The sequence below is a fragment of the Methylobacillus methanolivorans genome (assembly GCF_044751345.1).
GTDB lineage: Bacteria > Pseudomonadota > Gammaproteobacteria > Burkholderiales > Methylophilaceae > Methylobacillus > Methylobacillus methanolivorans.
On record NZ_JBIWXY010000003.1, the window covers coordinates 199,164 to 210,510 of the forward strand.

At 51.4% G+C, this 11,347-nt stretch carries 11 protein-coding genes and 1 tRNA gene; 11 read left to right on the forward strand and 1 reads right to left on the reverse strand.

Translation table 11 applies throughout. The features are described 5' to 3' along the window. Positions 1–5: 5 nt before the first annotated feature. Positions 6–605, reverse strand: a complete 600-nt coding sequence (locus ACIKP9_RS13300) for a riboflavin synthase (protein ID WP_400883847.1) — start codon at positions 603–605, stop codon at positions 6–8. 290 nt (positions 606–895) lie between these two features. Between ACIKP9_RS13300 and ACIKP9_RS13305 the strand changes: the two genes are divergently transcribed. From ACIKP9_RS13305 to ACIKP9_RS13355, 11 genes are all read left to right on the forward strand, one after another. Next, positions 896–1,681 (forward strand): PEP-CTERM sorting domain-containing protein, encoded by a 786-nt coding sequence (locus ACIKP9_RS13305; protein WP_400883850.1) that lies wholly within the window; start codon positions 896–898, stop codon positions 1,679–1,681. 106 nt (positions 1,682–1,787) lie between these two features. Then, positions 1,788–3,053 carry a lipoprotein-releasing ABC transporter permease subunit gene (locus tag ACIKP9_RS13310; RefSeq protein WP_400883853.1) on the forward strand — a complete coding sequence of 422 codons (1,266 nt, stop codon included), beginning with the start codon at positions 1,788–1,790 and terminating at the stop codon, positions 3,051–3,053. After that, a complete protein-coding gene (gene lolD, locus ACIKP9_RS13315) occupies positions 3,046–3,723 on the forward strand; it encodes a lipoprotein-releasing ABC transporter ATP-binding protein LolD (RefSeq protein WP_400883855.1) in 678 nt (225 codons plus the stop codon). The genes ACIKP9_RS13310 and lolD overlap by 8 nt, the downstream gene beginning before the upstream one ends. A gap of 14 nt (positions 3,724–3,737) precedes the next feature. Further along, a complete protein-coding gene (locus ACIKP9_RS13320) occupies positions 3,738–6,149 on the forward strand; it encodes a DNA internalization-related competence protein ComEC/Rec2 (protein ID WP_400883858.1) in 2,412 nt (803 codons plus the stop codon). Positions 6,150–6,187: 38 nt separating this feature from the next. Beyond that, complete coding sequence (locus ACIKP9_RS13325) at positions 6,188–6,802, forward strand: MotA/TolQ/ExbB proton channel family protein (protein ID WP_400883860.1); 615 nt, start codon at positions 6,188–6,190, stop codon at positions 6,800–6,802. Then, a complete protein-coding gene (locus tag ACIKP9_RS13330) occupies positions 6,799–7,221 on the forward strand; it encodes an ExbD/TolR family protein (RefSeq protein WP_230348783.1) in 423 nt (140 codons plus the stop codon). The genes ACIKP9_RS13325 and ACIKP9_RS13330 overlap by 4 nt, the downstream gene beginning before the upstream one ends. A gap of 19 nt (positions 7,222–7,240) precedes the next feature. Then, positions 7,241–8,992, forward strand: a complete 1,752-nt coding sequence (gene msbA, locus ACIKP9_RS13335; RefSeq protein WP_400883864.1) for a lipid A export permease/ATP-binding protein MsbA — start codon at positions 7,241–7,243, stop codon at positions 8,990–8,992. Between the two features lie 27 nt (positions 8,993–9,019). Continuing rightward, positions 9,020–10,027, forward strand: a complete 1,008-nt coding sequence (gene lpxK, locus ACIKP9_RS13340; protein WP_400883867.1) for a tetraacyldisaccharide 4'-kinase — start codon at positions 9,020–9,022, stop codon at positions 10,025–10,027. A 3-nt stretch (positions 10,028–10,030) separates the two neighbouring features. Beyond that, positions 10,031–10,213 carry a Trm112 family protein gene (locus tag ACIKP9_RS13345; protein WP_230348780.1) on the forward strand — a complete coding sequence of 61 codons (183 nt, stop codon included), beginning with the start codon at positions 10,031–10,033 and terminating at the stop codon, positions 10,211–10,213. After that, positions 10,213–10,986, forward strand: a complete 774-nt coding sequence (kdsB, locus tag ACIKP9_RS13350) for a 3-deoxy-manno-octulosonate cytidylyltransferase (protein ID WP_230348779.1) — start codon at positions 10,213–10,215, stop codon at positions 10,984–10,986. Before ACIKP9_RS13345 ends, kdsB begins: the two co-directional genes overlap by 1 nt. 163 nt (positions 10,987–11,149) lie before the next feature. Further along, positions 11,150–11,226 (forward strand) — tRNA-Met (locus ACIKP9_RS13355). The last annotated feature ends 121 nt before the right edge of the window (positions 11,227–11,347 follow it).

The window sequence follows — 11,347 nt, forward strand, 5'->3', positions numbered from 1 at the left end:
GCTGCTTATGCGGGAATGTCGTTCCACTGCGTCATGCGATCTACATAGCGTGCGATCAAGTCGACTTCCAGATTAACGCGGCTGCCTACGCCGAGGCCTTTCAATGTGGTGACTTCGACGGTGTGGGGGATGAGATTAACATTGAAATCATCACCATCCACATGGTTGACTGTCAGGCTGACACCGTCAATCGTGATCGAGCCTTTCACCGCAATGTAGCGGGATAGCTGGTGCGGTGCACGCACAATCAACAACATGCTCTCGCCAACTGGTTCAAAGCGGATCACCTGACCGACGCCGTCGACATGGCCGCTGACCAAGTGGCCACCCAGTCGGTCAGAAAGCCGCAAGGCCTTTTCGAGGTTAACCTCGCGCAGAGTGTCTAGCCCCACGGTGCATGACAGTGTTTCCTTGGAAACATCGGCCTCAAATGTGCGAGTGCCCAGCGTAATCGCTGTAAGGCATACGCCATTGACGGCAATGCTGTCGCCAATGGCAACATCTTGCAGGTCGAGGTTGCCTGTATCGATCACAAGTCTTGCGTCATCGCCATGAGGGGTGATGGTCTTGATATGGCCTTGGGCCTGAATAATGCCGGTAAACATAAGGTGGATTCTAGCAGACGTGATGCGGTCTTTGGCGGAATTTTGTTTGGGAGCTAAACGCTTTCTTTGAGCGTGTCACATTTGTAAAGTGGCAATGAAATTAGTGAGTTAATTTGACCATTTTCGGATTAGTCCGATGGGACTAATTAGTCCAGACGTACTAAATGCAAAAAGTGAAATCACTCATATACTGCGTTCCAGTATCAAGCGGGACAAATTTTAAGTCCGTATTCATTTTAAAAATACTGTAGTCAGTTGCGACGCAGTAACAATTCGAAAAGAGGCTTGTGATGTTGAATTTCAAGGGGACAGTAGTTAGTGCTTTATTTGTAGGCGCTGCAATGACTGCTCAAGTTGCATTGGCAGGTCATGACGACAATAGCATCAAAGCAAAGATCACCGGATTTGAATATTCTGATGTAGTTGATGTCAAGATTAGTTCTAATAGCGGTAAGAAATGGACAACTGTTGAGGCTGGTGCCTACAAAGGTACTTGGGAAAACGGAGATGCGTTTGCTGCATTCTGCGTTGAAATATCACAAGGGTTAGCGCCTTTGGGCAAGTGGGCTTCTTACACTGAAGGTACTTTTTCCTCTAGCGTAGAAAATAGCCTGACTTCTTTGGCGAATAAATATTATTCTTTTGTTGATGATGCAGTCACTTCAGCAGCTTTCCAAGTTGCTGTTTGGGAAATTGTCACTGAGTCCAAGACAGGACTTAATCTGGATAAGGGTAGCTTCCAAGCAGACAATACGACAGATACCACTAAAGAGTGGGTGCCATCAAGGTTCTTGCCTTTCGTTGGTAGTTGGAAATATACAACTATAGATAATCCAGAGTCACTCGCAGCGGTTACTCTTGCTCAGACATGGTTGTCTGGTATCAACGACGATAGCGTACTGGCTACTGGTGATTACAGCCTGCAATACCTCAAGAATGGCAAATACCAAGATTTGGTCGTGTTTACTCAAATCGCAGCCGTGCCTGAGCCAGCTACCTACGGTATGCTGCTGCTGGGCATGGGCGTGATGGCCTTGGTTGCACGCCGTCGCCGCGCCAACACCATCCGCTTCTAAACAGCGTTTGGCGGTAACAAGAGCCCTTCTAGTTGGAAGGGCTTTTTTATTGGTTTCGTGATGATGCCCATGCTGTACTTGTGTTCCTTTCACGCTAGAATGCGGCATGACATTTTTTAAACAAATTCCGTTCGAGCTTTTTGTCGGCTTGCGTTACACGCGGGCCAAAAGGCGCAATCATTTCATTTCCTTTATTTCCCTCACTAGCATGGTTGGCATTGGCTTGGGGGTTACCGCCTTGGTCGTGGTGCTTTCTGTGATGAATGGCTTTCAGGAGGAGTTGCGTAACCGCATTCTGGGAGTGGCTTCACACTTGCAGATCACTGGGCCGAATAACGTGCTGGAGGATTGGCGCACCTTGGAGCAGCGGGTGGAAGGGGCACCACATGTACAGGCTGCTGCACCTTATGTCATGGCGCAGGGGATGTTATCTTTTGGTCAGGCGGTGCAAGGGGCGATTATCCGTGGCGTGTTGCCTGATGCTGAGGATAAAGTGGCCGAGCTGGGTAGTCATATGCGGGCAGGGCAGTTAAGTAATCTCAAGCCCGGCGAGTTTGGCGTGGTTCTTGGCTCTGAGTTAGCTCAATCTCTAGGTGTAGTATTGGGTGACAAGGTGGTGTTGATGGCACCGCAAGGCCAGTTCACGCCGACTGGCGTAGTGCCGCGCATCAAGCAATTTAAAGTGGTGGGCTTGTTTGAGATCGGCATGTTCGAATATGACTCCGGCCTTGCACTCATTCATCTTGATGATGCCGCCAAGTTATATCGCATGGGGGAGACTGTCTCCGGGGTACGTCTCAAGCTGGATGACTTGTTCAATGCGCCTGCGGTGGCACAGCAGCTGGGGCAGCGTCTGATGGGGGTGGGCAACTACTATATTAGTGATTGGACCCAGCAGCATGCCAATTTCTTTCGTGCTATCCAGATGGAAAAGCGCGTGATGTTCATTATCTTGGCCCTGATCGTCGCAGTGGCTGCATTCAATATCGTCTCTACCTTGGTGATGGCCGTGACGGATAAGCGCGCGGACATCGCCATCATGCGTACCTTTGGTGCCAGCCCGCGCAGCATCATGCAGATATTCATTGTGCAAGGGGCTTTGATAGGAGTAATTGGTACAGTGGTGGGCGCATTCTTTGGCGTATTGATCGCCCTTAACATTGAGGCGATTGTGCCGTTTATCGAGCGTATGTTTGGTGTGCAATTCCTTGCTAAGGATGTCTATTACATCAGTGATTTGCCTTCCAAGTTAATGTGGTCGGATGTGACGGTGATTGTCGTCTTGTCTTTCGTACTGAGCCTGCTGGCGACGTTGTACCCTAGCTGGCGTGCTGCCAGGATCAATCCGGCGGAGGCTTTGCGCTATGAGTAATCCGACTATCCTGCAGTGCGTAGACTTGCAGAAAACCTACACTGGCCTGGATGTGGCCGTGCTCAACGGCATCAGCCTGCAAGTCGATGCTGGTGAACAGATTGCGATTGTCGGGACTTCAGGTTCGGGCAAGAGCACATTGCTGCACTTGCTTGGCGGGTTGGATGAGCCGAGTGCCGGGAGTGTCAATGTCATGGGCAAGCCTTTGGCTGCCCTTAATGAAGCGCAGCGTGGGGCGTTGCGCAACCAGGCGTTGGGTTTTGTCTATCAATTTCATCATCTGCTGCCGGAATTTACCGCGCTAGAAAATGTGGCACTGCCCTTGATGATAAGGCGCTTGTCACGCGATGAGGCATTGGCGCGCGCGCAGGAAGTGCTGGTCAAGGTCGGGTTGGGTCATAGGTTGGAACACATGCCGGGTGAGCTTTCAGGCGGCGAGCGCCAGCGTGCAGCGGTAGCACGCGCGCTAGTGACCAACCCTCGCTGTGTATTGGCCGACGAGCCCACAGGTAATCTTGATCGTCATACGGCCCAAGGCGTATTTGACCTTTTGCTGGAGTTGAACCGCGATCAGGGCGTCAGCCTGGTGGTCGTGACGCACGATCTTGAGCTGGCTGCTCGCATGCAGCGGCAATATCGTCTGCAAGATGGCAGGTTGAACGCCATCTGAGCGGGTGATTGTAGATGCCCACGTTTGCACTGACATTTGTAGCCGGTGCCTGGGTATTGCAGCAGCTACCTAATCTGCCCACCCTGTCCTTGGGGTGGGCATTGCTTCCTCTCTTTATTCTTTTCTGGTGCTTGCGCTCTCAGGCAGTAATGCGTCATACGGTATTGGCGTTGCTGGGGATGGCATTCGGCTTCTTCTGGGCCGCATGGATAGCGCATGGTCGAATGGCAGACGAGCTGCCTGCTGCCTGGGAGGGTAGGGATATTGCTATCGTCGGAGTGGTGGCAAGCTTGCCGGTTGCCCATGAGCGAGGTGAACGGTTTGATTTCGATGTCGAACAAGTCAAGACGGCAGGCGCAGTGGTGCCTAGCCGCATTTCATTAATTCAGTATGCCGGCGGATTTCCCAGGGGTAGCAGCCATGTTGCTACGGTAAAACCTATCAACCAGCCACGATTCCATGCCGGGGAGCGCTGGCAATTGACGGTACGCTTGAAGCGGCCACACAGCACATCTAACCCGTACGGCTACGATTTTGAGTTGTGGATGCTGGAGCGCAACATTCGCGCCAGCGGTTATGTCAGGCAAGCACCTGCTGCCACTCGGCTGGATGCACAAGTTAATAGGCCCGGCTACTGGGTGGAAGTGGCGCGAGAGTCAGTGAGTCAGCGTATCGCCGAGCTACTGAAGGACAAGCCTTATGCAGGTGTGTTGAAAGCTCTGGCAATTGGTGAAGACGATGCGATCAGCCAACAGGATTGGCAGGTTTTTCGGCGTACCGGAATTGTGCATCTTGTCAGTATTTCCGGTGTGCATATCACCATGCTCGCCGGATTGATCTATACATTGGTCGTTAGCCTCTGGCGCCGTATTCCACAAGGGTCGCTTTATTGGCCGGCACGTAAGGTCGGCTTGGTCGCCGGCGTAGTGACAGCAATTGCCTATTCGCTGATGGCCGGGTTTTCCATTCCAACACAGCGTACTTTATATATGCTAGCGGTCATGGCATTCGCGTTCTGGTCGGGTCGCCGCGTGGAGATAGGTCGAGTTTTGCTACTGGCCTTGTTGGTTGTCGTGTTGATTGATCCATGGGCGGTGTTGGCAGCAGGGTTCTGGTTGTCGTTCGGGGCTGTTGCAGTCATGGCTTATGCAATGAGTGGTCGCTTGCATAAGCCGCACTGGCTGCGGGATGCTGTCATGACGCAGTGGGCTGTGACGATAGGCTTGATTCCTGTCTTGCTGATGTTGTTCGGGCAAGTGTCATTGATTTCTCCCATTGCGAATGCGTTTGCCATTCCGCTGGTGAGCCTGGTGATTGTGCCATTGACGTTGCTCGGCAGCTTCTTGCCGTTAGATGTATTGTTGTTACTGGCGCATTGGGTCATGCAGCTGGCCATGCAGTTACTGGCGTGGTTAAGCGATGTGCCTTCGGCAATATGGCAGCAACATATTCCATCCGTCCCAGTAATGTTGCTGGCGATGGCTGGGGTGGCTTGTTTATTGTTGCCTAAGGGCGTGCCGTTGCGATGGCTTGGGTTAGTGGGTTTGTTGCCATTGTTGTTTAATGCGCCTCCTGCACCGGCTTATGGCGATATGCGAGTGTCTGTGCTGGATGTGGGGCAGGGCTTGGCGGTGGTCGTGGCTACGCAGAAGCATGTATTGTTGTATGACACGGGGCCAGTTTTTTCCAGTGAAAGCGATAGTGGTAACCGGGTGATCGTGCCTTACCTGAATGGAATTGGTGTTCGCCGCCTCAATGGCATGGTCGTGAGTCATGACGATTTGGACCACACTGGTGGCTTGGCCTCCGTATTGACGGCATTGCCGGTTGGTTGGGTGCTAAGCTCATTACCAGCTAACAAGCCTGAGCTGGAAAAATTGCCACATGCTCCATGTCAGGCCGGGCAGAAGTGGCGTTGGGATGGGGTAGAGTTTGCCATGTTGTATCCTGCTGATGCAGCTCGTCTGCCTGCTGGGGTTAAAACCAATAATCGTAGTTGTGTGCTCTATGTGCGTAGTGCAGCGGGGACATTGCTATTGCCTGGTGATATTGAGCGTTCTGTCGAAGCTGACTTACTTGATAGCGTGGCTCCTGCACTATCTGCAGATGTGTTGGTCGTGCCACATCATGGCAGTCGCACATCCTCAACGTCAGCATTTATTGAGGCGGTCAGTCCGCAAGCGGCAATTTTTACTGTTGGCTATCGCAATCGCTTTCATCACCCACGGAATGAGGTGGTGGGCAGATATGCCAATGCGGGGGCTAGTCTGTATCGTTCCGACTATGATGGGGCGGTGCTGTTTGATTTTCGGCAGCATCAAGGGATCAGCGTGACACGCTGGCGAGAAAAGTCGCAGCGCTATTGGTACAACCAGCCCGCTGGATTTACATCAGCTTCCCTTGCTGAAACTGGCAACGCACGATAAAGTAACGCCACTTTACAGAACATCTTAGGGGCACTTTTGTGTGGGAAATCATTAAAGCGGCAGGATGGCCAATCTGGCCGCTGATCTTTGCTTCAATCGTCGCAGTAGCCATTATCATCGAACGTCTCATCGCCTTGCGTGAACAGCAGATTGTGCCAAAGTCCCTGCTGCCCGAAGTGCAGAATTGGCTGGGTCAAGGTCGCGCTGGTGTAACGCAAGAGGCGTTATCCAGGTTGGAAAAGCACTCCATGCTAGGTACAGTTTTCGCCAGTGCGCTGAAAAACCTGGGAGCGCCACGTGAGGTCATGAAGGAAGCCGTGGAGGAATCTGGTCGTGCTGTAGCCCACAGGCTGGAGAAATATCTCAATACCTTGGGTACGATTGCCACAGTCGCTCCCCTGTTGGGCTTGCTTGGTACCGTGATCGGGATGGTGGAGCTGTTTGGTGCGTTCACCGCGACTGGTCACGATGTTGCCCAGTTTGCACGTGGTATCTCGGTGGCTCTGTACAATACCGCCGGTGGTATTGTCGTCGCAGTGCCTGCCATGATTTCTTATCGTTATTTCCGTGGCAAGATTGATGGTTTCATCGTCGAGATGGAGCAAGAAGCAGTCAAGCTGGTTGAACTTATCCATGGTGAGCGCAAGGAATGAATTTCCAACGAGGTAGAAAGCACGAAGATCTCGAGATGAATCTCGTGCCTTTGATCGATGTGCTATTGGTGATCATCATTTTCCTGGTGGTGAGTGCAACTTTCTCACGCGTGACAGAGTTGCAGATCAACCTGCCAACTGCAGAGGCGGAAAGCCCACAGGATAAGCCATTGGTGATCAATGTCGGTGTTGATGAGTCTGGTCACTACGTTGTCAATAGCAAGGATGTGGCAGATGGTTCTGTGGCAGGGATTGCGGATGCCTTGAAAAAGGCGGTTGGTGATGGCAAAGATCCCACGATTATCATCAGTGCTGATGCCAAGAGCAGTCACCAATCGGTGGTGAATGTCATGGAGGCATCGCGCCAAGCCGGGTATAGCCAGATTACCTTCGCCACACAAGCACGTTCTGGTTCTTGAATTTTAAAAAGTATTCATCATGTCTAAAGATGCACTTGGGAAGGCTGACGCCTCCGTGCAAAGTGCGCGGGTTCTTTACCTGCGCCTTCTCAAATACGCAGCCCGCTACTGGCTTGTATTCCTGTTCAGCGTTATTGCGCTGGTCACTTTCTCTGCTACCAATACCGGATTCCTCGCGACCATCAAGTTGGTGACGGATGAAGGGTTTGTTAACCAAGACTCTAACAAGCTTCATCTGCTGCCATTTATGCTGTTCGGCCTGCTCGCTATTCGTGCGCTGGCTGGCTTCATTTCTAATTTTGCCATGCGCTGGGTTGCGCGGCGGGTGGTGGAGAATTTGCGCCAGGATACTTTTCGCCGCCTGATGAGCTTGCCGGTGAGTTTCTTTGATGCGATTTCTGCGGGCGTGGTGACTTCCAAGCTCACGTATGACACTGAGCAGATGGCTGGTGCGGCGACCAAGGTGGCGATGAGTGCTGTGCGGGATACGCTGACGATTGTTGGCATGGTGGGATATATGCTGTACTTAGATTGGCAGCTTACCCTGATTTTTGCAGTAGTAGCGCCCGCCATGGCTTGGTATCTCAAGAGCATGACGCCGCGCTTGCGTAGCTCCGGCAAGGCCGTGCAACAAACCATGGGCGAAATGACGCAAGCGGTTGAAGAAGCGGTTTCAGGGCAGCGTATGGTGAAAATATTCGGTGGCGGTGATTACGAATACCAACGCTTTGCCAAAGTGGCAGGCAAGAATCGTCATATGCAGATTCGCCTGGCACGATTCTCTGGCATGAACAGTATGGTGGTTGAGTTGCTGGCTGGTCTTGCCTTGGCCTTGGTGGTGTTTTATGCGGTGGGTAAGTTTAGTGCGGGTGAGTTTGCTGCTTTCATTGGGGCATTGCTGATGTTGATCGGCCCTGTGAAAACATTGACCAGCCTGAATGAGGAGTTGCAAGTAGGCTTGGCTGCTGCGCATAGCGTGTTTGAGTTGATCGATAGCATTCCTGAGGTGGATGAAGGTGGCCAGGAAATCGGGCGAGCCAAAGGCGAGATTGTGTTTGAGCATGTTTCTTTGCAATATCCCGCGGCAAAACGCCCAGCCTTGATCGATTTAAATTTTACCGTCAAGCCTGGTGAAAAGGTGGCGTTGGTGGGGCGTTCTGGCGGTGGCAAGACGACGTTAGTCAATTTATTGCCAAGGTTTTATGAGGCCCAGCAAGGGCGCGTGCTGATTGATGGGGTAGATATTCGTCAACTTGGCCTGAAAAACCTGCGCCAGCAATTTTCCCTGGTGAGTCAGGATGTCGTCCTGTTCAATGACACGGTATTTAATAATATTGCGTACGGCATGTTGCGTAATGCGACAGAGGCAGAAGTGATTGCTGCAGCTCAAGCTGCGCATGCCTGGGATTTTATCCAGCAATTGCCTAATGGCTTACAGAGCGAAATCGGTGATCGAGGGGTTCGACTTTCAGGTGGGCAGCGTCAACGCTTGGCAATTGCACGCGCCATTCTCAAGAACGCCCCTATTCTTCTGTTAGACGAAGCTACTTCAGCATTGGATACCGAGTCTGAGCGTCATGTGCAAGCTGCGCTGGATGAATTAATGCAGAACCGGACCTCGATTGTGATTGCTCACAGGCTGTCTACCATAGAAAACGCAGACCGGATTATGGTGATGGAGCAGGGGCAGATTATCGAAGGGGGGAGTCATGACGAGTTGTTGGCATTGGGTGGGCATTACGCCAAGCTTTACCAGAAACAGTTTCATTAATAGTCGTTTTACTGGGAGTTGCTGACGATGAGCCAGTCATTCAGCCGCTGGCTGGAGCGCCAATGGTACGAACATACTCCTTGGCAAATCGTGCTTAGGCCATTCGCATGGCTTTTCTATATCCTGACTGTGCTGCGCCGGTTGGCCTATCGGTTGCGCTTGTTTAAATCGTTGAAGCTGCCAGTGCCCGTTATTATCGTTGGCAACATCAATGTCGGCGGTACTGGCAAAACACCATTCGTTATTTGGCTGGTGCAGCAGTTGCGTCAAAATGGCTGGTACCCCGGCATTATTAGCCGTGGCTACGGCGGCAACGTGATTCATACCCACCAAGTAACAAAGGATAGTCTGCCGCAGCAGGTTGGGGATGAGCCAGTCTTATTGGTTCAGCGTACTGGCTTGCCTTTATATGTAGGGCGTAAGCGGACGCGAGCAGCTCGTCACTTACTGCGTGACTATCCGGAGTGCAATCTCATTATTAGCGATGATGGCTTGCAGCATTATGCATTAGAGCGCGACATGGAAATCGTCATTATTGATGGCGAGCGCATATTCGGTAACGGACAGCTACTGCCTGCCGGGCCTCTCAGAGAAACCAGCGCACGCCTTGAAGAGGTAGATGCTGTCGTATTCAATAGCGGAGCGCCAGCAGCGGGTGGTTATCTCATGCACCTTGTACCCGACCATCTACGCAACTTGTGCGCTCCAGAAGAGCGGATGGAGTTGAGTGAGCTAATCGGTAAGCGCGTGCACGCTGTCGCTGGCATTGGCAATCCTCATCGGTTTTTTAGTCAATTAGAACAATTGGGTCTTGTCGTTGAGGCTCACCCTTTTCCAGATCATCATGCTTACAGCGCAGATGATTTCAAATTTGCCAAGGATGACATCGTCCTCATGACAGAGAAAGATGCGGTCAAGTGCACGGCCTTTGCTCGGGACAACTGGTGGTTTATGCCGATCACAGCCGAGATAGATCGAGCGCTCGCAGAAAAAATACTAGCGCGACTGACGCGACTTATAGAAAAGGAAGCTTGATCAATGGATGCAAAATTACTGGAAATCCTGGTGTGCCCGATTTGCAAAGGGCCGTTACATTATAAAAAGCCGGAGCAGGAACTAATTTGTAAGCCCTGTCGATTGGGCTACCCTATTCAGGATGGCATTCCTGTGATGTTGGAAGATGAGGCTCGCAAGCTGCCTGCCGAAGAAGAGGTTGAGTAATGTCTTTTAAGGTCGTGATCCCTGCCCGCTATGCCAGCAGTCGTTTGCCCGGCAAGCCATTGCTCGATATCGCTGGCAAACCTATGGTCGTTCGGGTGATTGAGCAATCTCTTGCCAGTGGGGCGACTGAAGTAGTCGTTGCCACGGATCATGAGCTTATCCGCAATGCGGTAGCAAGTTATGGTTATGACGTGATCATGACTCGTGCTGATCATGTATCGGGTACAGATCGTATTGCCGAAGTTGTGCAGCAGCAAGGATGGGGTGATGACACGATCATAGTTAATGTGCAGGGGGACGAACCACTTATAGATCCTGCCTTAATCCGCGAAGTTGCCAGTAACCTTGCTATTCATGTCGAGGCATCGATGGCAACAGCATGTCATGCTGTCCATGATACCGCCTCTATCCTCAATCCTAATATTGTCAAAGTGGTGCTTGATCACCAAGGGCACGCACTCTATTTTAGCCGTGCGCCTATTCCTTATCCTCGGGATGCATTTGCCGCTAACCAAGATATTCCTGCGGATATGCCTATATATAGACATATAGGTATCTATGCTTACCGTGCTGGCTTCTTGCGTGCTTATGCGGCCCTGACTCCTTCAGCGATTGAACACTTTGAATCGTTAGAGCAGTTACGAGTCCTTTGGCATGGATACAAAATTAGCGTGGAAATTACACAAAAGGCACCAGCTAGTGGGGTGGATACAGAGGCTGATCTTGCTTATGTTCGTTCTGTTGTGATCAGTAGCGAAAATAAACTGCTGTGATTGTGAATGCTAAGCACTTGATTGCAAGTGAATAGCGCTACCAATAAGCTAGATATCATATAGATTGATTGAAAAATGCGTTGACATGAAAGTTTCAGTTTTGCTATAGTTTCACCTCTCGACGCAGCACACATCTAACGAAGTGAGTTGCAACGACATCGGTCGCGGGGTGGAGCAGTCTGGCAGCTCGTCGGGCTCATAACCCGAAGGTCACAGGTTCGAATCCTGTCCCCGCAACCAAAAGATTTTAGTAGTAAGCGCTGTTAAGTAGGTTTTGGAAAGTTAAAAAAACTGCTTGACTGGATCGAAAAGGTCTGTAAAATGCGCGGCTCGCTGAACGAGGTGATGTGAAGCGAAGTTG

Bases quoted from the DNA above. Each gene is read 5' to 3' on its own strand.
- kdsB (WP_230348779.1), top strand. From the start codon at position 10,213: ATGTCTTTTAAGGTCGTGATCCCTGCCCGCTATGCCAGCAGTCGTTTG.
- ACIKP9_RS13330 (WP_230348783.1), top strand. From the start codon at position 6,799: ATGAATTTCCAACGAGGTAGAAAGCACGAAGATCTCGAGATGAATCTC.
- ACIKP9_RS13320 (WP_400883858.1), top strand. From the start codon at position 3,738: ATGCCCACGTTTGCACTGACATTTGTAGCCGGTGCCTGGGTATTGCAG.
- ACIKP9_RS13300 (WP_400883847.1), bottom strand. From the start codon at position 605: ATGTTTACCGGCATTATTCAGGCCCAAGGCCATATCAAGACCATCACC.
- ACIKP9_RS13345 (WP_230348780.1), top strand. From the start codon at position 10,031: ATGGATGCAAAATTACTGGAAATCCTGGTGTGCCCGATTTGCAAAGGG.
- lpxK (WP_400883867.1), top strand. From the start codon at position 9,020: ATGAGCCAGTCATTCAGCCGCTGGCTGGAGCGCCAATGGTACGAACAT.
- ACIKP9_RS13310 (WP_400883853.1), top strand. From the start codon at position 1,788: ATGACATTTTTTAAACAAATTCCGTTCGAGCTTTTTGTCGGCTTGCGT.
- msbA (WP_400883864.1), top strand. From the start codon at position 7,241: ATGTCTAAAGATGCACTTGGGAAGGCTGACGCCTCCGTGCAAAGTGCG.
- lolD (WP_400883855.1), top strand. From the start codon at position 3,046: ATGAGTAATCCGACTATCCTGCAGTGCGTAGACTTGCAGAAAACCTAC.
- ACIKP9_RS13305 (WP_400883850.1), top strand. From the start codon at position 896: ATGTTGAATTTCAAGGGGACAGTAGTTAGTGCTTTATTTGTAGGCGCT.